Raw genomic sequence first — 26,916 nt, forward strand, 5'->3', positions numbered from 1 at the left:
GCCATCCTCCGGCCCCCGACCCCTGGTCCCAGGGTCGGGGGCCACCCCTTCTGGTGGCCCGAGTGGATCAGCCGGCCGCCTGCACGTCATCGTCCCCGGCGGCCAGGGGAAGCTCCAGCAGCTCGGCGAGGCCGGTGCGGTCCAGCAGTTGGCGCAGCGTGGGGTTGACGCCGGTGAGCCGCAGTGGCGCGGAGCCACCCCGATAGGCCACCACGAGCGCGCTCAACCCGGACGAGTCGCACAGCCCGACGCCGCTGAGGTCGAGGACGAACTGTTGGTAGCCGTCGCGCCGCAGGGCGGCCACGACGTCGATGAGTTCCGGCGCACTGTCGAAGTCGAGGTCGCCGGTCAGCCGCAACTCGGCCTGCCCCGCGTCGTGCCGGTCGACCTCGATGACCAACAGCTGTGCCGACATGACTACATGCTCCCAGTACGCCGGCCAAGCGCAAGTCGCGGGGGTGTGAAGTTTGCCGACAGCCGCTACGCGGTGACCGGAGATTGATCGTCCGGCTCGGTGCCGACCGGTTCGCGGGCCAGCAGGCCGGTCACCCCCGTCATGTCGAGGATGGTCTCGAGGAACCGGGGGACGGTCCGCAGCCGCAGTCGGATGGCCCGCTGCTGACCCTCGCGCCAGGCGTGCACGATGACGCTGAGTCCGGTGCTGTCGATGAACTGCAGGCCGCCGAAGTCGAGCACCAGCGTTCTGGGTTCGGTGCTCATCGACCGGTCGATCTCGGCCCGCAGCGGCGCGGCGGTGGTGTAGGCGAGATCACCGACGACCTTGATCACGGGGGCGTCAGGATCGGACCGGTCGACGGACATGCTCAGCGGCGGCGTCTCGGGTCTGCGACCGTGGGACAGCAACGATCACGCCTTCCGCGGGTGGCGGGCGGGTAGGGGCGATCGGATCGTAACAACCACTGAGCTGGCCCGCCTTTCGGGCGGCCGGCGGTGCCCGGCGGACGGTCGCCCGGGTGGCGGCACCGGCAGACCCGCGTAGGCTGGGTGTCAGGACGTGACCATGCATGCCGCTCGAAGCGGCTGCGGACCCGACAAGGAGCGAGGCTCAAGCTGGTGACAGGTGCCGACGTCAGGGACCTCGACCCCGGCGACGGACGGTCTTCCACGCCGAGCGCCGCCCGGGTCGCCGCCTGGCGTCCGACCACCTCCCGGTCGGTCGCCGCGTTGCCCGCCCTGGAGCCGGTGCAGGGTCAGCCCGCCGTCGACTGGCCCGAGATCGCCGAGCATCTCCGTGAAGGCGTGGTGGTGTGCGGCCCGGACGGGACCGTACGACACGTCAGCCCGGTCGCGCAGCGTCTGCTGCCCGAGGTGGCCGTCGGCGGGACGCTCGCGGCCGTCGAGCAGTTGGCCTCGCTCGATCCATACCTGCTTCACCACGGCCGGCGGCTGCGGGTACGTCGAGTCCCGCTCTCCGCCGGGCGTAGCTGCTGGTACGTCGAGGACGTCAGCGACCGTGCGAGGCGCTCCGAGGAACTGGCCGCCGAGCGGTCCAGGTCGGCATTCCTGACGATGGTCGGCGACAAGCTGGGCAACCCGCTGCATCCGGACCGGGCCGCCGCAGCGGTGGTCCGCCTCGCCGTGCCCACCCTCGCCGAGGTGGCGGTGCTGGTGCTGGCGCCACGGTCCGGACGGGCCCGCTGGTGGCGGGCCAGTCAGGCCGGAGGCGAGACACCCACCGTCGATCGCGGGGTGATTCCCGCGACGGCGCTCCCGCCGGCGATCGTCGAGAGTCTGCGGGGTAACCAGCCGCATGCCGTCGACTGGCTGGTCGAGCAGGTCGTTGAGGCGGGCTGGCTGCCCGGTGTCTCCGCCGCCGAGGTGGCTGCCCGGCTGGTGTCGTTGCCGGGCCGGGACGCGCCTGCGGGCGTACTGCTCGTCGCCCGGGGGACGGGCGGCTGGTACGGCGAGGCCGACCTCGACCTGGTGCGGGCCTTCGCCGCCCGGGCCGGTGCGGCCTTGACCACCGCGCTGCTCTACCGCGAACAGGCGGAGGTGGCCGACATGTTGCAGGCCAGCCTGCTGCCTGTCGAGCCCGCTGCGGCGCCGGGCGTGGAGTGGGGCACGGCGTACCGTCCCGCCCAGGCCGGCCTGCGCATCGGCGGCGACTTCTACGGTTCTCACCGGCTGCCCGACGGCGGCTCGGTGTTCTTCCTCGGCGACGTCTCCGGCAAGGGGGTCGAGGCGGCGGTCTTCACCGGGCAGCTGCGTCAGTGCCTGCACGCGTTGCACCGGGTCGAGCAGCAACCGGCCAGGCTGCTGCGGCTGCTCAACGACGCACTGCTGGAGACGACCCTGGCGCACGGTCAGGGCCGGTTCGCCACCATGGTGCTGGGTGTGGTCCGTCCGCACCGCGACGGTGGCCTGGGGCTGACGCTGGCCGGCGGCGGGCACCTGCCGCCGTTGGTGCTGCGTTCCTCCGGCGAGGTGGAGCAGTTGCCGTTGAACGGCATGCTCATCGGCGTGGTGCCGGATCCGCGCATCGGTCAGGTCTCCACGCGGCTCGCCCCCGGTGAAACCTGCCTGCTATACAGCGACGGAGTCACCGAGGCGCGCGGCGGCCGGCGGGGCGAGGAACTGCTCGGCGCCGATCGTCTGGTGCAGGCGCTGACCGGGTGCCACCGGATGCCGGCACCGGCGCTGGCCGAGCGGATCGAGCAGGTGACCTCCGACTGGTTGGCCCAGCGTGACCACGACGACATCGCGGTTCTCGCGCTGCGCGCCAGCGGCGTCGCCAACCGCCCCCAACGGCATCTGCACGCGGTGCCGAGCGTGGCCGGGCCGGACCCGGAGGGGGCGACGGCCCGGTGACCGCCGCGACGAGGGATGCCTCGCTCGACGCCGTCTACCCGGACTACCTGCACTGTCTCGCCGAGGCCGACGAGCATGCCGCCATCGAGGTGGCGCGCGGGCTGCTCGACGCCGGCGTGGCGGCCGAACGCGTGCTGCTGGATCTGGTCGCTCCGGCGCAGGCCGAGGTGGGGGAGCGTTGGGCGCGCAACGAGTGGAGTGTGGCCCAGGAGCACGCGGCGACGCACATCAGCGAGCGGGTGGTGGCGGCCGTCGCCACGTACGCCGACGTGCGCCCGACCCGCGCCCGGATCGTGGTGGCCTGCATGGACGGTGAATGGCACGCGTTACCGGCGCGACTGGTCGCCGAGGTATTGCGGCTGCGCGGCTGGCAAGTCACCTTCCTGGGCGCCAGCGTCCCCGCCGCGCACCTGGTGTCGTACCTGCACCGGCACGACGCGTACGCGGTGGCGCTGGCCTCCGCGTTGCCGATGCGGCTGCCGCACGCGCACCGGATGATCGAGGCGTGCCGGCGTTCGGACGTGCCGGTGCTGGTCGGTGGTCGGGGCTTCGGTGTGGACGGCCGGTGGGCTCGGCGGCTCGGCGTGCCCTGGGCGGGCAGCGCGCCCGCCGCCGCCGACCTGCTCGGCGACGAACGGGCCCTGCGTTCGGTCGCGGCGGCCGATTTGGCGCACCTGGCCGACGACGAGTACGCCAGTCTGGTGAGCCGGCGCGGTGAGTTGATCGACAGCGCGCTGGCCGACCTGGCGCAGCGGTTCCCGGCCATTCGCGACCACAGCCCGGCCCAACTGGACTCGACGGTCAGCGACCTCGGATACATCCTGGATTTCCTGGCCGCCGCCCTCTACGTCGACGACGGCTCGCTGTTCACCGAGTTCGTCGAGTGGCTGGTGACCATCCTGGACAGTCGTGGCGTGCCGGCCGTGACGGTGGACGCTTCGCTGGCCCACTACGGCAGGGTGCTGCACGATTTTCCCCGGGCGGTGGACTATCTCCAGCGGGGACGCGCGGTACTGCCGGTTGCCGACCGGCGAGCCGCCTGACCGCGAGGTGAGATGCCGGCCCCCATGGCCCCCCTATACTTGTCGCGCAGCAAACATCTGTGCTGACCGTAGCGGGCCAGGCCGGGGGTGCTGGAGGTACGGCCGCGACTTCGCGGACCCGGCGGTCGCCGACCGTCCGGCGATGGGCTAGATTTCCGCCAGCGCGGGGCCGGCAGGCCCCGTCCTGGCCGACCTGAGGCAGGTAGAGATGGGCGCACGCACCCTCGCTCCGGTTCGCATTCTCGTGGTGGACGACGACCCGGGCGACGTGCTCATGATCGAGGAGGCCCTGGCCACCTCGGACGTCGAGAAGGTGATCGACGTGGTCGCCGACGGTCAGGAGGCGATGGAGTTCCTCCGCCGCGAGGGCCGGCACGGCGACGCCCAACGCCCGGACGTGATCCTGCTCGACCTCAACATGCCCCGGATGGACGGGCGTCAGGTGCTGGGCGAGGTGAAGGGCGACGAGGACCTGCGGACGATCCCGATCGTCGTGCTTACCACCTCGAACGCGGACACCGACATCATCAGCAGCTACACGCTCCAAGCCAACGCCTACGTCACCAAGCCGATCGACCTGGACGACTTCAACGACGTGGTGCACCGGATCGACGAGTTCTTCGGTCGGGTGGTCGTGCTGCCCAAGCGGGGCTGACCCGCCGTTACCGGCGGGCCTGACCCGACGACGTACGCCCGGCTCAGGTCAGCGCTGCCACCACGGTGGCGGCCCGGTCCTCGTGCTGGGCGTAGGCGTAGGGGAAGGCGGAGATCTGCACGGCCTGGGCGGCCAGGGTCAGGCTCATCTGCTGCCAGCCGGGCACCTGGAGCAGCGCCTCGTAGAACGCGCGGGCCGCGTACGCCGGCCGCATCAGGTCCCGTACGCTGCCCCAACCGCTGCTGGGGCGTTGCTGGAACAGCCCGACGGAGTCGTGGTCCCAGCCGATGGCCTGGTGCGGGTAGTTCTGCGACTCGGGCAGCACGCCGCTGGCGTAGTTGAGCAGAGTGCTCTCCTGCATCGCGGTGGCCACCGCGATCACCAGCCCCTGGCGGGGGATCTTCATGTCGACGCCGACGTCCACGATTGCCTTGGCGTTGTCCATCTGTGCCTGGGTGAGCCCGGCGACGGGTCGGGGGCGTGGTGGCTTGGTGGGGGTCTTCTTCGGCTTCGGCTTGGGGGTGGGCGACGGCTTGGCGCTGGGCGAGGCGGTGGGGCTGGCCGGGGCGGATGTGGGGCTGCGGTCGAGGGACCGGGAGGCGGCCTTCTCCTGGGCGGCGAGCGCGCGGTCGGTGAGCGCGCGGTCGGTGAGCGCCTCGGTCACCGGAGGCGGGGGTACCTCGTCATCGTGCCGGGTGGCCACGACGGCGGTGGCGCCGAGGCAGCAGGTCACGCCGGTGGCCAGGGCCACCCGGACCGGGGTGGAGGCGAGCACCGCGCGAACGCCGCGGCGCGGTGTCGGCACGGCACGATGCCGCCCCATCAACCTTTCGGATGATGCACCGTCGGCCGAAAGGCTCGGCGGTTGCCCGGGGGTCAGCTTCTGGTCGAAGTCGTCGTCGGGATGCACCCGCCGAGGCTAGAAAGCCAATCGCCGCCTGCCATCGGCCCGGTTGGTGGCATGCGTCACAATTCGCGGCTATCCGCCGGGTCATTTTCCACTTACGCCTACATATGGGTCGAGCCCGACCTATCCGCCGTGGAGTAAATGTCAGGAATGAGCCTATAAAACAGGGCGGAAACGGGATCTTGTAGACGTCTATCGAGCCCGTTGGTTGCCTCCCCCGAATGGGTGAGGCTTGGCTCGACCCATTCGAGCCGTCTGGTGGGGCGGTCGGACCATCCGGTGCCCGCCGGCGGCGGTACGCGCCGGCAGGAACCCGGCCCGCTCATCCCACCAGCGGGTCAGTGCCGGCCGTTCTCCGCCGGAGTGACGGTGAGCCGGTGCCGGCCGCCGTCCTCGCTGGAGAACGGCCACAGCCGATCGGCGTGCTCGACCAGTTCGGCGAGCTGCTGTCGACTCAGCCCGACCGACGAGATGGAGGCGTGCACGTCGGCCCGGTACCGGCCGTCGTCGTCCCGCCCCAGCTTCGCCTCCGCGCGTACCTGCACGGTGTGCGCCTCGTCGGTGATCCCGCCGGCCGCCTCCACCGCCGCGTGGTGCAGGCAGGACGCGAACGCGGCGGCCAGCAGCTGCGACGGGGTCAGCCCGGTGCAGTGCGGCGCCAGCGGCGAGGCGAGGGCGGTCGACAGCGCCTCGTCGTCGGTGTGGATGTGACCGCCCTCGGCGGTCGCGGCGGCAACCTCGTTCAGCCAGGAACTCGGCATCGCGTTCCTCCCGTCACTCCCCGCCCGGCTACCCGGGGTCGGACGCGTGAAACCGGGGATCAACCGCCGTGCCGACTCCACTGGGCGCCGGCGGCGGCCTCGGTGACCTCGGCCGCCGCCCGCTCCGTCCACGGACTCACCGCCGGTGGCCGCTGCCGTGGCATCAGTGGCTCGTGCATCGGCACGTACACCCGGGCGTCGACCGCCTCGGCCAGCAGCAGTGCGGCCACCAGGCTGCTCGGCCGCCGGGTCGGGTCGTCGGCGAGGCAGCGCCGGCACAGGTCCGCCACCTCGGCGGGCAGCCCGGGCAACTCGGGCAACGGCCGCGGTGCCCGGCGTGACTCCCGCCCGAGCAACTCACTGACGCTGTCCACCGGGTACGGCAGGCGTCCCGCGAGGCTGTAGTGGAGAAGGACGCCGAGGGCGTAGATGTCGGCCGCCGGGGTCGCCGGGGCCCGGTGCAGCTGCTCCGGTGCCAGGTACGCGGGCGTACCGACCACGACGCCGTCGGGCGCGGTGTCGGCGGCCCCGGCCGGGGTGGCGATGCCGAAGTCCAGCACCTTCACCCCCGAGGGGGTGAGCATCACGTTTGCCGGCTTGATGTCGCGGTGCACGATGCCGTGGGCGTGCGCGGCGGCCAGCGCGGCGCTGACCTCCGCGCAGACCCGCACCGCGATCCGCCAGTCCAGTGGGCCGGTGCGCAGGTGTGCGGCGAGGGTCTGCCCCTCCGCCAGCTCCATGACGATGTACGGCAGCTCGTGCCCCAACCCGGTGTCGCAGGTGCCGAAGTCGTGCACGCTTGCCACGTTCGGGTGGACCAGGCGGGCCGCGGAGCGTGCCTCGGAGCGGATCCGCTCCACCGAGGCCGTCCCGTCGGGCTGACCGGGCGAGACCAGTTTCACCGCGACCGACCGATCCAGCACGGTGTCGTACGCCCGCCACACCTCCGACATCCCGCCGATGCCGATGCGCTGTTCGAGCCGGTAGCGCCCGTCCAGCGTACGCATCGACCGCCCCCTGACCTCGTAGTGCTCCGCCGCGGCGCGTGAGGCCGTGGCCCCGGCACGGTACCCCGGCTCCGATCAGGGCAAACCCGCCTCCTACGGCGGCTGGTGCGTTAGCGTGCGAGCCGGGACGCCCGACGCGCCGGGCGGGCTGGAGGCGGAACGTGATGAGTGAGGTGACCGTACGTTTCGTCGGCGGTCCGGCCCACGACCTGGTCCGGTCGCTGCCGGCGGGGCCGGACGGCGCGCCGCCGCGGCTGTGGGTGCTGCGCCGGCCGCAGGAGGCGCCCACACCGGCGGCCGACCATCTCTACGTGCGGCAACGCCCCGACGGGTCGGGCACCTGGTCCATGCGTTTCGTCCGGACCGACCCGGTCGGTGTGACCGAGTGACCCCGGGTCGACCCCCTCCGACGGTGGCCGCACAGCTGGCACACAGCAACCGCACAAGCGGCCCCAAGTGCGCGGCCCCACCATGGCAGCCATGAGGATCGAGGGCGAGGCCACGCCGGGCCGGGTGGAACTGCGTCGACCGGACGGTGAACCGGTCCGGGTGCTGGTCGTCGACGACGAGCCGACCCTGACGGACCTGCTGTCGATGGCGCTGCGGTACGAAGGCTGGCAGGTGCGTACGGCAGCCGACGGCATGGCGGCGGTACGCGCCGCCCGGCAGTTCCGACCCGACGCGGTGGTGCTCGACGTGATGCTGCCCGACCTCGACGGTTTCCAGGTGCTGCGCAAGTTGCGGGCGGACAACGACAGCGTGCCGGTGCTGTTCCTGACCGCCCGGGACGCGGTCGAGGAGCGGGTCGCCGGGCTGACCGTCGGCGGCGACGACTACGTGACCAAGCCGTTCAGCCTGGAGGAGGTCATCGCCCGGCTGCGCGCGCTGCTGCGCCGCTCCGGCTTCGCGGTGGCCGCCCGCCCGGACGCGGTGCTCACCGTGGGCGACCTCACCCTCGACGAGGACAGCCACGAGGTACGCCGGGACGGTCGGCTGATCACCCTTACCGCGACCGAGTTCGAGCTGCTGCGGTACCTGATGCGTAACCCCCGCCGGGTGCTCAGCAAGGCGCAGATCCTCGACCGGGTGTGGAACTACGACTTCGGCGGCCAGGCCAACGTGGTCGAGCTGTACATCTCGTACCTGCGGAAGAAGATCGACGCCGGCCGCCAGCCGATGATCCACACGCTGCGCGGGGCCGGGTACCTGCTCAAGCCGGCGGAGTGAGCGGAGTGCGCCGGTGGCTGGCGGGCTGGTCGCTGCGGACCCGCCTGGTGATCACCCTGGTCGCGCTGCTCGCCGTGGTCAGCCTGGCCATCGGCGGCCTCACCACCGTGGCACTGCGGCAGTTCCTGATCTCCCGGGTGGACGAGCAGTTGCGCTTCACGCCCGGCGGGCGGCCCAGCGCCCCCTGGGAACCCGGCCCGGGCACCGGCCCGTGGGGCGACGTGCGGGTACCGCGCGGCTTCCCGCCCGGCACGATCAGCGCCCAGGTCGTCGACGGCCGGGTCACCGAGGCGTGGACACTCGTCGGCCGGCAGGAACAGCCGGTACCGGTCGGCGAGGTGGGCGAGCTGGCCGACGTGCCAACCGACGGCCGGGCGCACAGTCTGAGCCTGGGGGACCGGGGCGGCTACCGGGTGGTGGCCCGGCAGTCGGCCACCGGGACGGTGCGGGTGCTGGGTGTGCCGCTGGCCGGCGTGCAGGAGACCGTCTGGGCGATGGTGGCCGCGCAGGCCGGGGTCACCGCCGTCGGCCTGCTCATCGCCGGCACCGCCGGAGCGCTGATCGTCCGGGCCACGCTGCGTCCGCTGCGCCGGGTCGCCGCCACCGCCGCCCGGGTCAGTGAACTACCGCTGGACCGGGGCGAGGTGGCACTCTCCGAACGGGTCCCGGCAGCCGACACCGATCCGCGTACCGAGGTCGGGCAGGTCGGCTCCGCGCTCAACCGGATGCTCGGCCACGTCGCCGCCGCGCTCGCCGCCCGGCAGGCGAGCGAGACCCGGGTACGCCAGTTCGTCGCCGACGCCAGCCACGAACTGCGTACGCCCCTCGCGGCGATCCGTGGCTACGCCGAGGTGGCGCGCCGGGGCCGCGACGAGGTGCCGCCCGACGTGGCCCACGCGCTGCGCCGGGTCGAATCGGCGAGCACCCGGATGACCGGCCTCGTCGACGACCTGCTGCTGCTGGCCCGGCTGGACTCGGGCCGACCCCTGGCGGTCGAACCGGTCGACCTCACCGCACTGATGGTGGACGCGGTGAGCGACGCGCACGTGGCCGGCCCCGAGCACCGCTGGCAGCTCGACCTGCCCGACGAGGTCATCCGGGTGCCCGGCGACCCGGCTCGGCTGCACCAGGTGCTGGCGAACCTGCTGGCCAACGCCCGGGTGCACACCCCGCCCGGCAGCACTGTCACCACCCGCCTGCGCCAGGCCGGCGACACCGCCGAACTCAGCGTCACCGACGACGGCCCCGGCGTACCGCCCGAGCTGCGGCCCGAGGTCTTCGAACGCTTCGCCCGCGGCGACAGCTCCCGGTCCCGCGCCCACGGCAGCACCGGCCTCGGCCTGGCCATCGTCGCCGCCGTGGTGGAGGCGCACCACGGCACCGTCGCCCTGGACTCCCGGCCGGGCCGCACCGTCTTCACCGTCCGGCTGCCCAACTCCACAGCCGACGCATAGGCGAGCCACGGCGGCACGACAGCTGCCTGGCCGAGGCTGGCCGGCATGGACAGCACAGGCAATCCGTCGCACCCGTCCGGGGCGCCCACCGCCTCACCCGACCCTTCGGCCCCCTCGACCGCCTGGGTACGGCCGGCCCTGGCCGCGTTGCTGCTGGCCACCGGGCTGCTCTACCTGTGGGGCCTGGGCGCCTCCGGCTGGGCCAACTCCTACTACGCCGCCGCGGCGCAGGCCGGCTCGCAGGACTGGACGGCCTTCTTCTACGGCTCGTCGGACGCGGGCAACTCGATCACCGTCGACAAGACACCCGCCTCGCTGTGGCTGATGGCGCTCTCCGTACGCCTGTTCGGTCTGAACAGCTGGGCGCTGCTGGTGCCGCAGGCGCTCTGCGGGGTGGCCACGGTCGGCCTGCTGTACGCCGCAGTGCGCCGTTGGTACGGGCCGATCGCCGGCCTGATCGCCGGCGGGGTGCTCGCCGTGACGCCGGTGGCCACGCTGATGTTCCGGTTCAACAATCCGGACGCGTTGCTGGTGCTGCTGCTGGTCGCCGCCGCGTACGCCACGGTCCGCGCCCTGGAGACGGCAAGCACCCGGTGGTTGGTGCTGGCCGGCGCCCTGGTCGGCTTCGGCTTCCTGACCAAGATGCTCCAGGCGTTTCTGGTGCTGCCGGTCCTCGCGGCGGTGTATCTGATCGCCGCGCCGACCACGCCGGGCCGCCGGCTCCGGCAGGTGCTGATCGCGGGGCTGGCTGTGGTGGTGGCCGCCGGTTGGTGGGTGGCGGTGGTCGAGCTGGTGCCCGCCGCGCACCGCCCGTACATCGGCGGGTCGCAGTCCAACAGCGTGTTGGAGCTGACCCTCGGCTACAACGGTCTCGGTCGGATCACCGGCAACGAGGTGGGCAGCGTCGGCGGTGGCGGCGGGCCGGGCGGCGGCGGCCCGTTCTCCGGACAGGCCGGCCCGCTGCGCATGTTCGGTGGGCAGGTCGGCGGGCAGATCTCCTGGCTGCTGCCGGCCGCACTGATCCTGCTGGTGGCCGGGCTGGTGCTGGCAGGCCGGGCGGCGCGTACCGACCGGGCGCGGGCGGGGCTGCTGCTCTGGGGCGGCTGGCTGCTGGTCACCGGCGGGATCTTCAGCTACATGTCCGGCATCTTCCACGAGTACTACACGGTGGCGCTGGCACCGGCGGTCGCCGCGCTGGTCGGCATCGGCACGACCCTGCTCTGGCAGGCCCGCGCCGTCGCGTCGAGGGGACGACGGATCGCGTCCACCCTGGTCCTCGCCGGCACCGTCGTCGTCACTGCGGTGTGGTCGGCGACGCTGCTGGGCCGTACCTCCGACTGGTATCCGTGGCTGCGTACCGCCGTACTGGTCGGCGGGCTGATCGCGGTGTCGACGCTGCTGCTGGCCCATCGGCTGGTCCGCCGCGCGGCCGTCCCGGCGTTGCTGGTCAGCGCGGCGGTGGCGCTGGCCGGGCCGGCCGCGTACGCGATGCAGACCGCAGCGACCCCGCACACCGGCGCCATCCCGACCGCCGGTCCGCAGGCGCGCGGCGGATTCGGGCCGGGCGGGGGCGGACGTTTCGCCGACGGCCCTTACGCCGGCCGCTTCGACGGCACCGGTCGACCCGGCGACGGCCGATCCGGCTTCGGCCCGCCGGGCACAGCCGACGGCGCCGGCCAGACCGACGGCGGCCGACCCCTCGGCGGTGCGGTCTCCGGTGGCCAAGTCCCCGGTGGGCCGCCGACGGCCGGGCGGACCGGAGCGAACCGTGGCGGCACTGGCGGCCTGCTCGACTCCCGGGAGCCGAGCGCGGAACTGCGGGAGCTGCTGCAACGCGACGGGGACGACTACACCTGGATCGCGGCCACCGTCGGTTCCAACAACGCCTCCGGCTACCAGCTGGCCACCGGCCGGCCGGTGATGGCGGTGGGCGGCTTCAACGGCAGCGACCCGTCGCCCACCCTCGAGCAGTTCCAGCGGTACGTGGCCGACGGCAGGATCCACTGGTTCCTCGGCGGGGGTGGCTTCCGGGGCACCAACGGCGGCAGCTCCGCCTCCTCGGAGATCGCCGCCTGGGTCGCGGCGAACTTCCCGACGCAGACCGTCGACGGGGTCGCTCTCTACGACCTGAGCAGCGGACGGCAGGGGTGACCGCGATGATCACCTCGATCGGTTCCCGCGCCGCCGTACCGGCCCGGCCCGGCGCACCGAACCCGGTACTGGACGTCGTCGTCCCGGTCTACAACGAAGAGGTCGACCTCGGCCCGAGCGTCCGGCGACTGCACGCCCACCTGGCCGAGCACTTCCCGTACCCGTTCCGGATCACCATCGCCGACAACGCCAGCATCGACGGCACGCCGGCCGTCGCCGAGGCCCTCACCGTCGAGCTGCCCGAGGTTCGGGTACGGCACCTGTCCGCCAAGGGCCGCGGGCGGGCCCTGCGGGCGGCCTGGTCGGCGTCGGACGCGCCGGTGCTGGCGTACATGGATGTCGACCTCTCCACCGATCTCGCGGCGCTGCTGCCGCTGGTCGCGCCACTGATCTCGGGTCACTCCGACGTGGCCATCGGTACCCGGCTGGCGCGTACCGCCCGGGTGGTGCGCGGTGCCCGGCGGGAGGTCATCTCCCGGACGTACAACCTGCTGCTGCGCGGCACCCTGGCCGTCCGGTTCTCCGACGCGCAGTGCGGGTTCAAGGCCATCCGGGCGGACGTGGCCCGCGAGCTGCTGCCACTGGTGCAGGACACCGGCTGGTTCTTCGACACCGAGCTGCTGGTGCTGGCGCAGCGGGCCGGACTACGCATCCACGAGGTGCCGGTCGACTGGATCGACGACCCGGACAGCCGGGTGGACGTGGTGGCCACCGCCGTGGCCGATCTGCGCGGCATCGGTCGGCTCGGCCGGGCGCTGCTGACCGGTGCGCTGCCCCTGGCCGAGCTGAGAGCGCAGCTCGGTCGGGCTCCGCTGGCGGCACCGCCGCAGCAGGCGCCCGCCGGGCTGCCCCGGCAACTGGTCCGGTTCGCCGCCGTGGGGGTGGTCAGCACCTGCGCGTACCTGCTGCTGTTCACGCTGACCCGGGGTGCGCTCGGTGCCCAGCCGGCGAATCTGCTGGCGTTGCTGCTCACCGCGGTGGCCAACACCGCCGCCAACCGGCGGCTCACCTTCGGCATCGCCGGACGCCGGCACGTCACCCGGCACCACGTGCAGGGACTGCTGGCGTTCGCTCTCGGCCTCGCGCTCACCAGCGGGTCACTGGCCATCCTGCACGCGGCCACCACCCCGGACCGGGCTGTGGAACTGGCGGTCCTGCTTGCGGCAAACCTCGCCGCCACAGCCCTGCGCTTCACCCTGCTCCGCCTAGCCATGCACCACCACCCCTGACAGCACCCCCGACACACCGTGTTGATCAAGAAGTTCTGGTCGCCGATGAAGATCGAACTAGGCGGAAACTTCTTGATCAACCGGGCGTCGGGGTGGGGGCGGGGGGAAATGGGGTGGGAAGTGTGTTGTTGTGCCCGACAGGTGGCAATTGGCAGCGTACGGTGGCATGGTCCGGCCAGGCCGCCCGAATACTCAATGCGAGACTTATGGCGGTTGGTGTCGGTTGTGACGGCAGAGGAAGGAGCGGTCGGTGAACCACCTGGCCTACCTGGACGCGGGATCCGGCAGCCTGATCGTGCAGGCGGTGGTCGGCGGGATCGCCGGCGTCGCGGTCGCGGCCAAGCTCTACTGGCGCAGGCTCGTCAGCCGGTTCCGCCGCCAGCCCACCGACCAGAGCTGACCCGATCCGATGGTGATTCCGGACCTTGGCCGGTCGTCGCGACCGGCCCCGCTGCACGTCGACCCTCGGCCAGAGCCCGGCTCGTTCCGCGACCCGGCGAACCGGGTGTTCCACGCCGGCGACGACGTGCTGCGCGCGCTCGACCGGACCGCCGCCGCCGACTGGCGTGCCCTCGCCGCCAGCAGCTTCTTTCCGCCGTTGCTCGCCGCCGGCAAGGTCTGCGGCACCGAGGAACTGCCGGTGGAGTCGCCGTTGCGGGAACTGCCGTCGGGTCCGGCGTCGACCGACTGGGCGACGGTGCTTCGGCACGAGCGCGTTCCGTTCGTCTCACACCCGTACGAGTGGTCCTTCGCCATGCTGCGCGACGCCGCGCTGCTGCACCTGGAGATCCTCCGGGCCGCCCTGCCGGCGGGCTTCACCACGAAGGACGGCTCGGCGTACAACCTCCAGTGGCGCGGCACCGAGCCGGTCTTCATCGACATCGGGTCCTTCACTCCGCTGCGCGACGGTGAACCCTGGGCCGGCTACCGACAGTTCTGCCAGACACTGCTCTACCCGCTGATGCTCAGCGCCCACCTGGGGCTGGCCTTCCAACCGTGGCTGCGGGCCCAGGTCGACGGCATCGAGCCGGAGCAGATGGGACCACTGTTCCGGGGCACCCGTCGGCTGTTGCCCGGGGTGCTCACCCACGTCCACCTGCACGGCTCCGTGCAGCGCCGCAGCGCCGACACCAGCACCGCCGACGTACGCGCCCAGTTGCGCGACGCCGGGTACACCCGTGAGCTGGCCGTGGCCACCGTGCGGGGGCTGGAGAAGCTCGTCCGCCGCCTTGATCATCAGCCGGCTGCCACCCACTGGGTCGACTACCAGCAGACCTGCGGCTACTCCGGCGACGACCGGGCGGGCAAGGAGCGCTTCGTGGCTGCCGCGTTGAGCGTCGCCGGTCGGCGCCGGCTCGTGCTCGACCTGGGCGCCAACGACGGACGGTACGCGCGCCTCGCGGCCCGGCACGCCGACTACGTGGTCGCCGTGGAGCAGGACCCGGCGGTGGTCGACCGGCTGTACCGCACCCTGCGCGGAGAGGGCGAACGGCACGTCCTGCCGCTGGTGATGGACCTGGCCGACCCGTCGCCCGGCGGTGGCTGGCGCGGCACCGAACGGGCCTCGTTCGCCGCCCGGGTCAACGCGGACACCGTGCTCGCCCTGGCCCTGGTGCACCACCTGGCGATCGGACGCAACGTGCCGCTGCCGGAGGTGCTGGCCTGCCTCGCCGGCTTCGCCGCGCCCGGCGGCCGGCTGGTGGCCGAGTTCGTCCACCCGGACGACCCGATGGCCGCCCGACTGCTGGCCAACAAGCCCGACGGCATCTTTCCCGACTACCGGCGGGATGCCTTCGAGGCCCTGCTCGCCGGCCACGGCACCGTCGAGGACCGGCTGGAACTGCCCTCGGGGACCCGCACGTTGTACCGGGTGGCGCTTCCGTGACCGACCGCCCCACCACCGAGGCCGGCGTGAGCGGTCCCGGCAGCGAACCGGTGCCGGCCCCGTCCGCGCCGACCGATCTGACCGAGACGGTACGCCGCAGGTGGTGGGGTTGGGGCGGCTGGCGAGCTGAGGGCCGGCGGCTGCTGGAGGTCACCGCGCTGGTCGGGCTGGTGATCACCCAGCCGTTGCTGGACATCCTCGGCCGCAGCCCGGACTTCTTCCTGTTCCACCGGGCCGACCGGGGCGAGATCCTGCTGCTGGTGGCTCTGGTCGCGGTGGTGCCGACGGTGGCGCTCGGGCTGCTGGGCCTGCTCGCCGGCCTGGCCGGAGCCGCGGTGCGGACGGTCACCCACAGCCTGCTGCTCGGGCTGCTGGTCGCCGCGCTGGCGGTGCAGGTGGGCCGGCACACCACACCGCTGCGGGGCGTACCGCTGCTGCTGGTGGCGCTGGTGTTCGGCGCCGCCGGAGCCGTCGCTCACCGGCGCTGGACGGCTCTCGGTCGGGTGCTGCGCCTGGCGGCCGTCGGCCCGCTGATCTTCGTCGGGCTGTTCCTGTTCGCCTCGCCGACCGGGCCGGTGGTGCTGCCGCTCGGCGACGGCGGCGTGGCGGGCACGGCGACCGGCAACCGGCACCCGCCGGTGATCATGCTGATCCTCGACGAGCTTCCGCTGGTCTCCCTGCTCGACGCCACCGGTGGCGTCGACGCGACCCGGTTTCCGCACTTCGCCGAGCTGGCCGCCGCCTCGACCTGGTACCGCAACGCGACAGGGGTCAGCGGCTGGACCCCGTACGCGTTGCCGGCGATGCTGACCGGCCGCTACCCGGCGGAGTCGTTCGCCCCGCACTACTCGCACTACCCGGACAACCTCTTCACCGCCTTCGGCGGGTTGTACGACATCCGCGCCGAGGAGAGCATCACCCGGCTCTGCCCGCCGAGCCGCTGCGAGCAGCCGGTCACCCCGGAACAGGGGACCGGCGTGCTGGTGCGGGAGACGGCGGAGCTGCTGCGTCAGGTGATCGCGCCGCACGACAGTCGGATCGACCCGGAGGACTCCTACCGCGAACGCACCGCCGAGGAGGCCGGCATCGACGCCGCAGAGCCGGTGCCGACCGACCCGAAGTTCCGCTGGGACAGCCTCAACGTCAACCAGCCGGCCCGCTTCACCAGCTTCCTCACCGGCCTGACCCCGTCGGCGCGACCGACACTGCATTTCCTGCACCTGCTGATGCCCCACTCGCCGTGGGCGTTCCTGCCGTCCGGGGCGCGGTACGAGGCCCCGGAGGACTTCCCCAACGAGGGTGACGGCTGGGTGGACCTGGCCCGCGCCCGGCACCTCGCCCAACTCGGCTACACCGACCGGCTGATTGGCGAGACGATGCGTACGCTGCGCGCCAGCGGACTGTGGGACGAGGCGCTCGTGGTGGTCACCGCCGACCACGGAGTCAGTTTCACAAAGGGCGTGCAGGGGCGCGGCGAGGACGCGATCCGCGCCGCCGCCGACGAGGTGGCCTGGGTGCCGCTGTTCGTCAAGACGCCCGGCCAGCGCAGCGGGCGGGTCGACGACCGCAACTGGCAACACGTCGACCTGCTGCCGACGATCGCCGACGAGGCCGCCATCCGGTTGCCCTGGGGGGTCGACGGTCGTTCCGCCCGGCAGGGGCCCCGCGCCGACGCGGGCAAGGTCTTCTACGACCGGCCGTCCCAGCCGATGCCGATCAGCGGCGGGGTGCCGGCCGCGCCGCCACCGATGGCGCCGCACCGGCTGGTCGGCACGGCCGTGGGCGCGGCACCGATCTCCGGCAGCGCCCGGGTCGGTGGGCTGGACGCCTTCCGTGCCGTCGATCCCGACGAGGGTGTGCTGCCCGGCATGATCTGGGGCACCGTCGACGACGACGTCCCCGACGGCACCGAGCTGGCGGTGGCCGTCAACGGCACCGTCACGGCGGTGGTCCCGGTGGTCGCCCCGGACCCCGGCGGCCGGCGCTTCGCGGCGTTGCTCGCCGACGACCGGCTGTTCCGGGCCGGTGCCAACCGCCTCGACCTCTACCTGGTCGGCCAGGACGGCCAACTTCGTCAGCTGTCGATCTCCTGACCGGTCCGTCGGGCCCGCCAGGTCGGCACGCGCGCCGGTCCTGGATCGTTTCTCACTCCGCCTGTTTGCACGCTACGTGCGCCTTTCCTGCCTGTCCGTCCCGGTCGTCGGGGTTTCCCGGCGCTTCGGTCGGGAATCGGGTGACGCATGCCTCACCGCCGAACCACGAGCGGCGGTGTTGCCGCAACCGCAATTACGGTAGAAGCGAAGGCAATTCAACGTAGATCTGCCGGCGAAGCGAGGAACCACATGACGGAAGTCAAGCTCGATCACCCCGGCGGGCAGCTGTCGATGCCGGTACATTCCGCGGTCGAGGGCCCCGCCGGGATCGGTGTGGGCAAGCTGCTGAAGGAAACCGGGCTGACGACGTACGACCCGGGGTTCGTCAACACCGCCGCCTGTTCGTCCGCGATCACCTACATCGACGGTGACGCGGGCATCCTGCGTTACCGTGGCTACCCGATCGATCAGCTGGCCGAGAAGAGCTCCTTCCTGGAGGTCTCCTACCTGCTGATCTACGGTGAGCTGCCGACCACCCAGGAGCTGACCGAGTTCACCGAGCGGATCCGCCGGCACTCGTTGCTGCACGAGGAGATGCGGCGCTTCTTCGACGGCTTCCCCCGGGAGGCCCACCCGATGGCGGTGCTCTCCTCCGCCGTCAGCGCCATCTCCACCTTCTACCAGGACAGCCTCGACCCGTTCGACGCCGAACACGTGGAGATGTCCACGGTCCGGCTGATGGCGAAGGTGCCGACCATCGCCTCGTACGCGTACAAGAAGGCGATCGGGCAGCCGCTGCTGTATCCGGAGAACTCCCTGGGCTACGTGGAGAACTTCCTGCGGATGACGTTCGGTGTGCCGGCGGAGCCGTACGAGGTCGACCCGGTGATCGCCCGGGTGCTGGACATGCTCTTCGTGCTGCACGCCGACCACGAGCAGAACTGCTCCACCTCGACGGTGCGGCTGGTGGGCTCCAGCAACGCCAACCTGTTCGCCTCGGTCTCGGCCGGCGTCAACGCGCTGTTCGGCCCGCTGCACGGCGGCGCCAACCAGGCGGTGCTGGAGATGCTCGAGCGCATCCAGGCCGACGGCGGTGACGTGCAGTCGTTCGTCCGCAAGGTGAAGGACCGCGAGGACGGCGTCAAGCTGATGGGGTTCGGCCACCGGGTCTACAAGAACTACGACCCGCGTGCCGCGATCGTGAAGCAGGCGGCGCAGGACGTGCTCGGCCGGATGGCCAAGCCGGATCCGCTGCTGGACATCGCGATGCAGCTGGAGGAGATCGCCCTCGCCGACGACTTCTTCGTCTCCCGCAAGCTCTACCCGAACGTCGACTTCTACACCGGCCTGATCTACAAGGCCATGGGCTTCCCGACGAAGATGTTCACCGTGCTGTTCGCCCTGGGGCGGCTGCCGGGCTGGATCGCCCAGTGGCGCGAGATGATCAACGACCCGGAGACCAAGATCGGCCGTCCGCGGCAGGTCTACACCGGTGCCGCCGAGCGGAACTACCTCCCCGTCGAGCAGCGCTGACCGCGCAACCTGACGCAGCCCGCACGACGACGGCCGCCGCACCCGATCACGGGTACGGCGGCCGTCGTCGTGCCGCGTTCAGTGCGCCGGATGGCCGTCGTCGTCCTGACCCGCAGTGGTGGGCAGGTCGCCGAGCACCTCGTTGATGACATGGATGCGGGCGGCGCCGGCCCGGTAGTCGGCGCACACCGTCTCGGCCTGGTCGTCGAGGCGGGCGCCCTGCCCGACACCGGTGACGGTGAGGCTGGTGCCGGCGACGGTGGTAACCGTGCCGGCGGCGACCAGCTCGGCCACCGGCAGCGCCCCGGTGACCAGATGATCGCGCAGCAACCCGCGCCCTCCTCGGACCGCACCGCCGCCGGATGCCTGCGAGTGTGTCGGATGCGCAGCGTCGCCGACCAGTGTGGATAGATCGTAACGGCAGACCGACTACCCGAACGGGTCTGGTGCCATCCGGCGGGCGCCGCCCCACGCGCCGCCCGGCGGTGCCCGCCGGGTCTGTCAGTCGACGGCGGCCTTCAGCACCCAGGACGTCACCCGGGGCTGGCCGGCCAGCTCGGCCCGGCCGGTGCACCAGAGCAACACATCGACCGGATCCCCGGCCGGGGCCTGCGGAAAGAGCCGGGCGAGCACCGCCGCGCACAGCGCCGCCGGTGGCCGCCAGTCGATCCCGAGCCCCTGGGCGATGTCCCAGGTGTGCACGAGCGTCTCGTTGACCCCCAGTGCGGCGAAGCCACCCGGATCGGTCGGCCCCCAGTGCCACCCACGGGCGGCCGGATCCGCAGCGTCGACCGCTTCGCTGAGCAGCCGCCCGCAGGCGGTGACCACTGCGAGAACATCGCGCGGCGCGGCGTCGTCCCGGACGACCAGGTCGAACGGCAGGTACGCCGCATCCGGGCGGGCTGCGACCTGACCCGCGTACGCCAGCAGGTCGTGGGCGACGTGGACCGCCGTCGTCCAGCAACTCCACTTCAGCGGGCCCGCCCGGTGTTCCCGCCAGTCCCGGGACAGGTGCGGCGTGAGCACCCGCACCATCTCGGTCACCGCCCGCTCGACGTCCCCACCGTCCATCCTCGTCATGTCCAGCATGCTGCCATTCGCCCTGCCGGCCGGTGGCCCCGTCAGGTCCGGGCTGCCGCACCAACCGGGTGAGCGGTACGGTGCCGCCCATGAGTCAGCAGGTGCGGGTCCCACCGTTCTCGCTCGGTGGGCGCGTGGTGCTGGTGGCCCACCTGTTGATGCTGGCCGCCGTGCTGATCGGCAGACTAGGGGTTTGCCGACGGCGGTCGTGAGCAAGTGTCGGTCGGGATTGCTACCGTCCGCATTCGCTGGAGCCGATCTGGGCGACACGTCCCGGGGCATCGGCTGACAAAAGGGGATGCACGGCATGGGTGACGAGGAGAAGAGCGCACTGTCGATGTTCCTGGAGGCGCAGCGGGTAAGCGTCCTCGCGATCATCGACGGGCTCGACGTGACGGCCCTGACCACCGCCGTGCTGCCCTCCGGGTGGACGCCGCTGGGCCTGGTGGAGCACCTCGGCTACGCCGAGCGACACTGGTTCCAGGAGATCATGCTCGGCTCGGCCGTCCCGCTGGTCTGGCCCGACGACGACCACGCGCCGCTGACCACGCCCCGACCGCCGTCGGTGGTGCTGGAGTTCTACCGTGCCCAGTGCGAGCGGTCCGACGCCGTCCTCGCCGCCACGTCGCTGTCCGCCCCGGTACGCGAGCGGCACCCCGGCCCGCTCGGAGAAGAGGTCACCGACCTGCGGCGCGTCGTCCTGCACATGATCGAGGAGACCGCACGACACGCGGGTCATCTCGACGCGGCGCGCGAGCTGCTCGACGGAAGGACGGGACTCGGGCCCCGATAGCCGCCCCCCGATCGCCGATGGGTCATCGCCCCGACCCGGTCGAGGTCCGGGTCGGGGCGAGGCGCCCGCAAGCGCGAGCGGTGGGTAAGGGGTCAGCGCAGGCCGGCGGCGGCGAGCAGGTTGCCCTCCGGGAGCGCCGGGAGCGCCCGCCCGTGCGCCATCTGCTGCGCCGCGCGTTCGGCGGTGAACGTCGGGGCCTGGGTGATCGCCGAGGCGTACGTCGAGGCGGTGCGGCTGGCGATGGCGGCCCAGCCGTACTGCTCGTGCACCATCACCCGGGCCCGGCGGGCCAGCGTCCGGGCGCGTTCGGTGTCAGAGAGCAGGGTGTGCACCGCGTCGGTCAGCGCGTCCGGATCGTGCGGCCGGAAGGTCACGCCGGTGACGCCCGGCTCGACGATCTCGGACAACCCACCGGTCTCGGCTACCGCCAGCGGCGCACCGGCGGCGGCTCCCTCCAGGGCGACCATGCCGAACGGCTCGTAGATGCTGGGCACGGCGAAGCAGTCCGAGGCGGCCATCACTGCGGGCAGGTCGGTGCCGCCGAGGAAACCGGGCAGGCTGACGGTGTCGGCCAGGCCGAGCCGGTGCACGTGGGCCTCCAGTTCACCCCGGTACGGCCCGTCGCCGACGATCACCGCGCGCAGCCCCGGGTGCCGCTCACGCAGCCGGGGCAGCCCGGCGATCAGGTGCTGCACACCCTTCTCGTAGACCAGCCGGCCGGCGAAGGTGACAAGCGGCCCGTCTCCGGCGAACCGGGCCCGCGCCTTGGCCACGGCGGCGGCGGAGACCCGCCAGCGGTGCGGCTCGACCCCGTTGGGCACCACGTCGACCCGGCCGTTCGGCACGCCGAACAGGCCGGCCACCTCGTCGCGCATGTAGCCGGAGCAGACGATCACCCGGTTCGACTCGCCGCCCAACCAGTGCTCCACCCCGTGGATGGTGCGGTTCATCTCCTCGGGTAGCCAGCCCTGGTGCCGGCCGGCTTCGGTGGCGTGGATGGTGGTGACGAGGGGGAGGTCGAGGTGGTCGCGCAGGGTCATCGCGGTGTGCGCGACGAGCCAGTCGTGGGCGTGGATGACGTCGTAGTCGTCGGTCGCGGCGGCGCGTAGGGCGGCGCGGGTGAGGGTGTGGTTGAAGGCCATGGTCCAGGCCAGCAGCGATCCGGTGGCCAGCGGGAAGGTGACCGGGTCCTCGGCGGCACGGACGACGCGTACGCCGTCGACGTATTCCTCAAGCGGCGCGCCGTCGGCGTGGCGGGTGACGACGGTGACCTGGTGACCGGCGGCGGCCAGCGCCACCGACAGGGCGTGCACGTGCCGACCCAGGCCGCCCACGAGTACCGGCGGGTACTCCCACGACAGCATCAGGATGCGGCGGGTCTGTGTCCCGGCGGTAGGGCCGGACGGCGTCGGAACCTGGGGGCGCGAGGTGAGCGTGGGGCGGTGGACGCGGTCCGGAGCGGTGGCGGTACGTCCGCCGACCCGCAGGGTGGTCACATCAGTCTCCGTCCGTGCAGGAAGGAACGCGCCGACGTCGGTGGCGGCGAACGGGCAGGGTTGGGTTTCGGACACGCGTGGACGCGTCCGCGGTGCAAGGATCTGATAGGCGCGCGCACTACGCGCCCGCGAACAAGGAAACGTCATGACGGCCGATCGCGCATCTCGAAGAGGGCCTCAGTGACCGAGGACACCGCAGGGTTCATCTCGGCTCAGTCGGGCGGATACCGGGCATTCACCCGATCGGATGGATTGGCGGTGGACCGTGCGGGGCATTACCGCCGCGCGCATCACCGGGCCGCCCCGGCGGGTGCGCTCATGGTGCGGGCGCGCTCATGACATGTGGGCCGAAGGAGCGACATGCAGGTCTGGCCGGGCGAGCGGTACCCCCTCGGGGCCACCTACGACGGGATGGGCACCAACTTCGCGATCTTCTCCGAGGTGGCGGAGAAGATCGAACTCTGCCTCTTCGACGAGTGGGACGTGGGCCACGAGCGCCGGGTCGAGCTGCGGGAGGTCGACGCGTACGTCTGGCACGCGTACATCCCCGGGATCGGGCCGGGGCAGCGGTACGGCTACCGCGTGCACGGCCCGTACGATCCGGCGAACGGGCTGCGCTGCAACCCGGCCAAGCTGCTCATCGACCCGTACGCGAAGGCCATCGACGGTGACGTGCGGTGGGATCCGGCGGTCTACGACTACACCCACGGCGACCCCGATCGGATCAACACCGACGACTCGGCGCCGTACATGCCGAAGTCGGTGGTGGTGAACCCCTACTTCGACTGGGGCAACGACGCGCCGCCGCGCATCCCGTACCACCACTCGGTGATCTACGAGGCCCACGTCCGCGGGCTGACCATGCGGCTGCCCGGCATCCCCGAGGAGTTGCGCGGCACGTACGCCGGCATCGCCTCGCCCCCGATGATCGAGCACCTGACCCGGCTCGGGATCACCGCCATCGAACTGATGCCGGTGCACCAGTTCGTCAACGACCACCGCCTGACCGACCTGGGGCTGCGCAACTACTGGGGTTACAACACCATCGGCTTCTTCGCCCCGCACCACGCGTACTCGGCCCTCGGCCATCTGGGCCAGCAGGTGCAGGAGTTCCGGGGCATGGTCAAGGCGCTGCACGCCGCCGGTATCGAGGTGATCCTCGACGTGGTCTACAACCACACCGCCGAGGGCAACCACCTGGGCCCCACGCTGAGCTTCAAGGGGGTCGACAACCCCAGCTACTACCGGCTGTCCGAGGAGGACCGACGTTACTACGTCGACTACACCGGCACCGGCAACAGCCTGAACGTCCGCAGCCCCCACTCACTGCAACTGATCATGGATTCGTTGCGGTACTGGGTGACCGAGATGCACGTCGACGGCTTCCGCTTCGACCTGGCTGCCACCCTGGCCCGCGAGTTCTACGAGGTGGACCGGCTCTCCACCTTCTTCGAGGTGGTGCAGCAGGACCCGGTGGTCAGCCGGGTGAAGCTGATCGCCGAACCGTGGGACGTCGGTCCCGGCGGCTACCAGGTCGGCAACTTCCCGCCACAGTGGACCGAGTGGAACGGCAAGTACCGCGACACGGTCCGCGACTTCTGGCGCGGCGAACCGGCCACCCTCGCCGAGTTCGCCTCCCGCATCTCCGGCTCCGCCGACCTCTACCAGGACGACGGCCGCCGTCCCTTCCACAGCATCAACTTCGTCACCTGCCACGACGGGTTCACCCTCAACGACCTGGTGTCGTACAACGACAAGCACAACGAGGCCAACGGCGAGGACAACCGCGACGGGGAGAGCCACAACCGCTCCTGGAACTGCGGCGTCGAGGGCGACACCGACGACCCGGGCGTGCTCGGCCTGCGCGCCCGGCAGCGCCGCAACTTCATCGCCACCCTGCTGCTGTCGCAGGGCGTACCGATGATCGGCCACGGCGACGAGCTGGGCCGGACCCAGCGGGGCAACAACAACGCCTACTGTCAGGACAGCGAGCTGGCCTGGGTCGACTGGGACAACGCCGACACCGAACTGCTCGACTTCACCCGCCGGCTCGTCGAGTTCCGCCGCCAGCACCAGGTGTTCCAGCGTCGCCGGTTCTTCAGCGGCCTGCCGGTGCACGGTCGCGAGGTCGACGAGCCGCTGCCCGACCTGGCCTGGTACACCCCCGACGGGCGGGAGATGACCGGCGAGGACTGGGGTAACGACTTCGGCCGCTCGGTGGCGCTGTTCGTCAACGGTGAGGGCATCCGCGAACGCGGCCAGTACGGCCAACGCCACCACGACGCCTCGTTCTGGCTCTGCTTCAACGCCCACGACGCACCACTGGACTTCACCCTCCCACCGGCCGAGTTCGGCCACCGCTGGGAACTGGTGATCAGCACCGCCGAACCGGACCAGGACAAGGGCACCACCGTGGAGGCCGGCGACACGCTCTGCGTACCGGACCGGTCCCTGGTGGTGCTGGAGAGGGTGGCCTGACATGCCTGCGAAGCCCGTCGGCGCCACCTACCGGGTGCAGGTGCGCCCCGGCTTCGACCTGGACGCCACCGCCGGCCTCGCCGGCTACCTCGCCGACCTCGGCGTCACCCACCTCTACAGCGCGCCGCTGCTGGCCGCCGCACCGGGCAGCGCGCACGGCTACGACGTCGTCGACCACCGGCAGGTCAACCCGGAAATCGGCGGCGAGGCCGGCCGGCAGCGGCTGCTACGGGCACTGCGGGACGCCGGCCTCGGCCTGGTCGTGGACATCGTCCCCAACCACGCCGGAGTGGCCGTACCGGCAGCCAACCCGGCCTGGTGGGACGTGCTGCGCCGGGGCCGCGAGTCGGCGTACGCCGCCTGGTTCGACATCGACTGGCAGCGGAGCCGGCTGCTGCTGCCGGTGCTCGCCGACACCCCCGACGCGCTCGACGACCTGAAGCTCGCCGACGGGGAGCTGCGCTACCACGAACACCGCTTCCCGATCGCCGACGGCACCGGCGACGGCGCCGCCCGCGAGGTGCACGACCGGCAGCACTACGAGCTGGTCTCCTGGCGACGCGGCGACGCCGAGCTGACGTACCGCCGGTTCTTCGCCGTCTCCAGCCTCGCCGGGCTGCGGGTGGAGGACCCGGACGTGTTCGCCGCCACCCACGAGCTGATCCTGGCCTGGGTGGCGGCCGGTGAGGTCGACGGCATCCGGGTCGACCACCCCGACGGGTTGCGCGACCCCGCCGGCTACCTGGCCCGGCTGCGGGAAGCCGCACCCGAGGCCTGGCTGATCGTGGAGAAGATCCTGGAGTACGGCGAGGAACTGCCGGCGTGGCCGGTCGACGGCACCACCGGCTACGACGCGCTGGGCGCCGTCGGCGGGCTCTTCGTCGACGGCGACGCCGAAGCCGAATTCACCGCCCTGGACACCCGTCTCGCCGGCCGGGCCACCTCCTGGGCCGACCTGACCCACGACACGAAACTCGGCGCCGCCACCCGGCTGCTGGCCGCCGAACTGACCCGGCTGGCCGCGCTCGCCCCCGACGTCGACCCGGACACGGCCCGCGCCGCCCTGGCCGAACTCGCCGCCGCCTTCGCCGTCTACCGGGGCTACCCGCCCGAGGGGGCACGGCACCTGGCCAACGCCCGCGCCGAGGCCGGCCGCCGCCGCACCGACCTGACCGGCGCGCTGGACGCGATCACCCGCCGGCTGCGCGACCCCGACGACGAGCTGGCCCGCCGCTTCCCGCAGTTCACCGGCGCGGTGATGGCCAAGGGCGTCGAGGACACCGCCTACTACCGGTGGAGCAGGTTCATCGCGCTCAACGAGGTCGGCGGCAGCCCCACCCACTTCGGCACCCGGCCCGGCCGGTTCCACCGCTTCGCCGCAGCCCGCCACGAGCGCTGGCCGGCGAGCATGACCACCCTGTCGACCCACGACACGAAACGTGGTGAGGACGTCCGCGCCCGCCTCGCCGTCCTCGCCGAGCTGCCGCAGCGCTGGGCCGACGCGGTCACCCGCTGGATGGCGGCGGTGCCGTTGCCCGACGCCGCCCTGGCCCACCTGCTGTGGCAGACCGCCGTCGGCGCCTGGCCCATCGAGCGCGAGCGCCTGCACGCGTACGCGGAGAAGGCCGCCCGGGAGGCGGCGGCCTCGACCAGCTGGACGGAGCCCGACCCGGACTTCGAACGGGCCATGCACGCCCTGGTCGACGCCATGTACGACGACCCGGCCGTCAGCTCGGAGCTGGCCGCCTTCGCCGCCGAGATCACCCCGCCCGGCTGGTCGAACTCGCTGGGGCAGAAGCTCGTGCAACTGGCCATGCCCGGGGTGCCCGACACCTACCAGGGCACCGAGCTGTGGGAGAACTCGCTGGTCGATCCGGACAACCGCCGCCCGGTCGACTTCGGCGTACGCCGGGAACTGCTGGCCCGGCTCGACGCCGGCTGGCAGCCGCCGGTGGACGAGACCGGCGCGGCGAAACTGCTTGTGGTGTCGCGGACCCTGCGGGCGCGTCGCGACCACCAGGAGCTGTTCGGCGACTACCAGCCGCTCATCGTGCACGGGCCGGCGGCCCGGCACGCCGTGGCCTTCGACCGGGGCGGTGCGGTCGCCGTGGCCACCCGGCTGCCGCTGCGACTGGCGGCGGCCGGCGGCTGGCGGGAGACCACCCTGTCACTACCCGTTAAAGAGATGTCGTGCCTGTTCACCGGTCGGGTCTACAGTGGCTCTCAGGTCCGCCTCGCGGACCTGTTGACCACCTATCCCGTCGCGCTGCTGGTGCCCACCACCTGACCCGGGAG

24 protein-coding genes are annotated in these 26,916 nt (G+C 72.3%); 16 read left to right on the top strand and 8 right to left on the bottom strand.

Features of this window, described 5'->3' with window-relative positions:
- Window positions 1-67: 67 nt before the first annotated feature.
- Together ACN26Z_RS14470 and ACN26Z_RS14475 are read right to left on the bottom strand one after the other, a co-directional pair.
- Window positions 68-415, bottom strand: coding sequence for an STAS domain-containing protein (locus ACN26Z_RS14470; RefSeq protein WP_421461718.1), 348 nt, complete (start codon window positions 413-415; stop codon window positions 68-70).
- 65 nt (window positions 416-480) lie between these two features.
- On the bottom strand, window positions 481-822 hold the full coding sequence (locus ACN26Z_RS14475) for an STAS domain-containing protein (protein WP_348774984.1): 342 nt from the start codon (window positions 820-822) through the stop codon (window positions 481-483).
- Window positions 823-1,074: 252 nt separating this feature from the next.
- On the opposite strand from ACN26Z_RS14475, the gene ACN26Z_RS14480 reads away from it, so the two are divergent.
- From ACN26Z_RS14480 to ACN26Z_RS14490, 3 genes are all read left to right on the top strand, one after another.
- Window positions 1,075-2,829 carry a PP2C family protein-serine/threonine phosphatase gene (locus ACN26Z_RS14480; RefSeq protein ID WP_421461719.1) on the top strand — a complete coding sequence of 585 codons (1,755 nt, stop codon included), beginning with the start codon at window positions 1,075-1,077 and terminating at the stop codon, window positions 2,827-2,829.
- Window positions 2,826-3,872, top strand: a complete 1,047-nt coding sequence (locus ACN26Z_RS14485; RefSeq protein ID WP_282238811.1) for a cobalamin B12-binding domain-containing protein — start codon at window positions 2,826-2,828, stop codon at window positions 3,870-3,872. Before ACN26Z_RS14480 ends, ACN26Z_RS14485 begins: the two co-directional genes overlap by 4 nt.
- A 208-nt stretch (window positions 3,873-4,080) precedes the next feature.
- Window positions 4,081-4,527: a response regulator gene (locus ACN26Z_RS14490; protein ID WP_093402729.1), complete on the top strand. Its 447-nt coding sequence runs from the start codon at window positions 4,081-4,083 to the stop codon at window positions 4,525-4,527.
- Between the two features lie 43 nt (window positions 4,528-4,570).
- On the opposite strand, the gene ACN26Z_RS14495 is transcribed toward ACN26Z_RS14490, so the two are convergent.
- The 3 genes from ACN26Z_RS14495 to ACN26Z_RS14505 all read right to left on the bottom strand — a co-directional run bounded on the left by ACN26Z_RS14495 (window position 4,571) and on the right by ACN26Z_RS14505 (window position 7,202).
- The gene (locus ACN26Z_RS14495; RefSeq protein ID WP_421461722.1) at window positions 4,571-5,437 is read right to left on the bottom strand and encodes a hypothetical protein; all 867 of its coding nucleotides are present in this window, start codon (window positions 5,435-5,437) and stop codon (window positions 4,571-4,573) included.
- Window positions 5,438-5,772: 335 nt separating this feature from the next.
- Complete coding sequence (locus tag ACN26Z_RS14500) at window positions 5,773-6,195, bottom strand: OsmC family protein (protein WP_421461723.1); 423 nt, start codon at window positions 6,193-6,195, stop codon at window positions 5,773-5,775.
- A 59-nt stretch (window positions 6,196-6,254) separates the two neighbouring features.
- Window positions 6,255-7,202, bottom strand: coding sequence for a serine/threonine-protein kinase (locus ACN26Z_RS14505; RefSeq protein WP_421461725.1), 948 nt, complete (start codon window positions 7,200-7,202; stop codon window positions 6,255-6,257).
- Between the two features lie 164 nt (window positions 7,203-7,366).
- Between ACN26Z_RS14505 and ACN26Z_RS14510 the strand changes: the two genes are divergently transcribed.
- The 9 genes from ACN26Z_RS14510 (at window position 7,367) to ACN26Z_RS14550 (ending at window position 18,774) form a co-directional block, all read left to right on the top strand.
- On the top strand, window positions 7,367-7,591 hold the full coding sequence (locus ACN26Z_RS14510; RefSeq protein ID WP_093402733.1) for a hypothetical protein: 225 nt from the start codon (window positions 7,367-7,369) through the stop codon (window positions 7,589-7,591).
- A 91-nt stretch (window positions 7,592-7,682) separates the two neighbouring features.
- Window positions 7,683-8,429 carry a response regulator transcription factor gene (locus ACN26Z_RS14515; protein ID WP_093402734.1) on the top strand — a complete coding sequence of 249 codons (747 nt, stop codon included), beginning with the start codon at window positions 7,683-7,685 and terminating at the stop codon, window positions 8,427-8,429.
- Window positions 8,426-9,883, top strand: coding sequence for a HAMP domain-containing sensor histidine kinase (locus tag ACN26Z_RS14520; RefSeq protein WP_421461726.1), 1,458 nt, complete (start codon window positions 8,426-8,428; stop codon window positions 9,881-9,883). The genes ACN26Z_RS14515 and ACN26Z_RS14520 overlap by 4 nt, the downstream gene beginning before the upstream one ends.
- A 45-nt stretch (window positions 9,884-9,928) precedes the next feature.
- Window positions 9,929-12,034 (top strand): ArnT family glycosyltransferase, encoded by a 2,106-nt coding sequence (locus ACN26Z_RS14525; protein WP_282238808.1) that lies wholly within the window; start codon window positions 9,929-9,931, stop codon window positions 12,032-12,034.
- Window positions 12,035-12,039: 5 nt separating this feature from the next.
- Complete coding sequence (locus ACN26Z_RS14530; RefSeq protein ID WP_421461728.1) at window positions 12,040-13,263, top strand: glycosyltransferase; 1,224 nt, start codon at window positions 12,040-12,042, stop codon at window positions 13,261-13,263.
- 250 nt (window positions 13,264-13,513) lie between these two features.
- Window positions 13,514-13,663: a hypothetical protein gene (locus tag ACN26Z_RS14535; RefSeq protein ID WP_155220336.1), complete on the top strand. Its 150-nt coding sequence runs from the start codon at window positions 13,514-13,516 to the stop codon at window positions 13,661-13,663.
- A 9-nt stretch (window positions 13,664-13,672) separates the two neighbouring features.
- The gene (locus tag ACN26Z_RS14540) at window positions 13,673-15,148 is read left to right on the top strand and encodes a class I SAM-dependent methyltransferase (protein ID WP_421461730.1); all 1,476 of its coding nucleotides are present in this window, start codon (window positions 13,673-13,675) and stop codon (window positions 15,146-15,148) included.
- Between the two features lie 77 nt (window positions 15,149-15,225).
- The gene (locus ACN26Z_RS14545; protein ID WP_421464650.1) at window positions 15,226-17,241 is read left to right on the top strand and encodes a sulfatase-like hydrolase/transferase; all 2,016 of its coding nucleotides are present in this window, start codon (window positions 15,226-15,228) and stop codon (window positions 17,239-17,241) included.
- A 249-nt stretch (window positions 17,242-17,490) separates the two neighbouring features.
- Window positions 17,491-18,774: a citrate synthase gene (locus ACN26Z_RS14550; protein ID WP_093402738.1), complete on the top strand. Its 1,284-nt coding sequence runs from the start codon at window positions 17,491-17,493 to the stop codon at window positions 18,772-18,774.
- 78 nt (window positions 18,775-18,852) lie between these two features.
- Here the strand turns inward: ACN26Z_RS14550 and ACN26Z_RS14555 are convergent, their stop codons facing one another.
- Both ACN26Z_RS14555 and ACN26Z_RS14560 read right to left on the bottom strand, forming a co-directional pair.
- Window positions 18,853-19,104, bottom strand: a complete 252-nt coding sequence (locus ACN26Z_RS14555) for a fasciclin domain-containing protein (RefSeq protein ID WP_396888058.1) — start codon at window positions 19,102-19,104, stop codon at window positions 18,853-18,855.
- Between the two features lie 171 nt (window positions 19,105-19,275).
- Window positions 19,276-19,845 (bottom strand): maleylpyruvate isomerase N-terminal domain-containing protein, encoded by a 570-nt coding sequence (locus tag ACN26Z_RS14560; protein ID WP_421464651.1) that lies wholly within the window; start codon window positions 19,843-19,845, stop codon window positions 19,276-19,278.
- 98 nt (window positions 19,846-19,943) lie between these two features.
- Here ACN26Z_RS14560 and ACN26Z_RS14565 point away from each other — a divergent pair, with 98 nt between their 5' ends.
- Both ACN26Z_RS14565 and ACN26Z_RS14570 read left to right on the top strand, forming a co-directional pair.
- Window positions 19,944-20,066, top strand: coding sequence for a hypothetical protein (locus ACN26Z_RS14565; protein WP_421461731.1), 123 nt, complete (start codon window positions 19,944-19,946; stop codon window positions 20,064-20,066).
- A 95-nt stretch (window positions 20,067-20,161) separates the two neighbouring features.
- Window positions 20,162-20,647 carry a DinB family protein gene (locus tag ACN26Z_RS14570; RefSeq protein ID WP_282238802.1) on the top strand — a complete coding sequence of 162 codons (486 nt, stop codon included), beginning with the start codon at window positions 20,162-20,164 and terminating at the stop codon, window positions 20,645-20,647.
- A gap of 92 nt (window positions 20,648-20,739) precedes the next feature.
- Here ACN26Z_RS14570 and ACN26Z_RS14575 read toward each other — a convergent pair whose 3' ends face one another.
- On the bottom strand, window positions 20,740-22,143 hold the full coding sequence (locus tag ACN26Z_RS14575) for a glycosyltransferase family 4 protein (protein ID WP_282238801.1): 1,404 nt from the start codon (window positions 22,141-22,143) through the stop codon (window positions 20,740-20,742).
- A gap of 360 nt (window positions 22,144-22,503) precedes the next feature.
- Between ACN26Z_RS14575 and glgX the strand changes: the two genes are divergently transcribed.
- On the top strand, window positions 22,504-24,621 hold the full coding sequence (gene glgX / locus ACN26Z_RS14580) for a glycogen debranching protein GlgX (RefSeq protein ID WP_421461732.1): 2,118 nt from the start codon (window positions 22,504-22,506) through the stop codon (window positions 24,619-24,621).
- A 1-nt stretch (window position 24,622) separates the two neighbouring features.
- Window positions 24,623-26,908: a malto-oligosyltrehalose synthase gene (gene treY / locus ACN26Z_RS14585; RefSeq protein WP_421461733.1), complete on the top strand. Its 2,286-nt coding sequence runs from the start codon at window positions 24,623-24,625 to the stop codon at window positions 26,906-26,908.
- Window positions 26,909-26,916 lie beyond the last annotated feature (8 nt).

The organism is Verrucosispora sp. WMMD703, assembly GCF_049178935.1.
Taxonomy (GTDB): Bacteria; Actinomycetota; Actinomycetes; order Mycobacteriales; family Micromonosporaceae; genus Micromonospora; species Micromonospora sediminimaris.

What these genes read in the sequence shown, in the direction of transcription:
- ACN26Z_RS14565 (WP_421461731.1), top strand. Translation starts at nt 19,944, where the DNA reads ATGAGTCAGCAGGTGCGGGTCCCACCGTTCTCGCTCGGTGGGCGCGTG.
- ACN26Z_RS14490 (WP_093402729.1), top strand. Translation starts at nt 4,081, where the DNA reads ATGGGCGCACGCACCCTCGCTCCGGTTCGCATTCTCGTGGTGGACGAC.
- ACN26Z_RS14510 (WP_093402733.1), top strand. Translation starts at nt 7,367, where the DNA reads ATGAGTGAGGTGACCGTACGTTTCGTCGGCGGTCCGGCCCACGACCTG.
- ACN26Z_RS14505 (WP_421461725.1), bottom strand. Translation starts at nt 7,202, where the DNA reads ATGCGTACGCTGGACGGGCGCTACCGGCTCGAACAGCGCATCGGCATC.
- ACN26Z_RS14475 (WP_348774984.1), bottom strand. Translation starts at nt 822, where the DNA reads ATGTCCGTCGACCGGTCCGATCCTGACGCCCCCGTGATCAAGGTCGTC.
- ACN26Z_RS14525 (WP_282238808.1), top strand. Translation starts at nt 9,929, where the DNA reads ATGGACAGCACAGGCAATCCGTCGCACCCGTCCGGGGCGCCCACCGCC.
- ACN26Z_RS14470 (WP_421461718.1), bottom strand. Translation starts at nt 415, where the DNA reads ATGTCGGCACAGCTGTTGGTCATCGAGGTCGACCGGCACGACGCGGGG.
- ACN26Z_RS14530 (WP_421461728.1), top strand. Translation starts at nt 12,040, where the DNA reads ATGATCACCTCGATCGGTTCCCGCGCCGCCGTACCGGCCCGGCCCGGC.
- ACN26Z_RS14570 (WP_282238802.1), top strand. Translation starts at nt 20,162, where the DNA reads ATGGGTGACGAGGAGAAGAGCGCACTGTCGATGTTCCTGGAGGCGCAG.
- glgX (WP_421461732.1), top strand. Translation starts at nt 22,504, where the DNA reads ATGCAGGTCTGGCCGGGCGAGCGGTACCCCCTCGGGGCCACCTACGAC.
- ACN26Z_RS14550 (WP_093402738.1), top strand. Translation starts at nt 17,491, where the DNA reads ATGACGGAAGTCAAGCTCGATCACCCCGGCGGGCAGCTGTCGATGCCG.
- ACN26Z_RS14540 (WP_421461730.1), top strand. Translation starts at nt 13,673, where the DNA reads ATGGTGATTCCGGACCTTGGCCGGTCGTCGCGACCGGCCCCGCTGCAC.
- treY (WP_421461733.1), top strand. Translation starts at nt 24,623, where the DNA reads ATGCCTGCGAAGCCCGTCGGCGCCACCTACCGGGTGCAGGTGCGCCCC.
- ACN26Z_RS14515 (WP_093402734.1), top strand. Translation starts at nt 7,683, where the DNA reads ATGAGGATCGAGGGCGAGGCCACGCCGGGCCGGGTGGAACTGCGTCGA.
- ACN26Z_RS14560 (WP_421464651.1), bottom strand. Translation starts at nt 19,845, where the DNA reads ATGGACGGTGGGGACGTCGAGCGGGCGGTGACCGAGATGGTGCGGGTG.
- ACN26Z_RS14500 (WP_421461723.1), bottom strand. Translation starts at nt 6,195, where the DNA reads ATGCCGAGTTCCTGGCTGAACGAGGTTGCCGCCGCGACCGCCGAGGGC.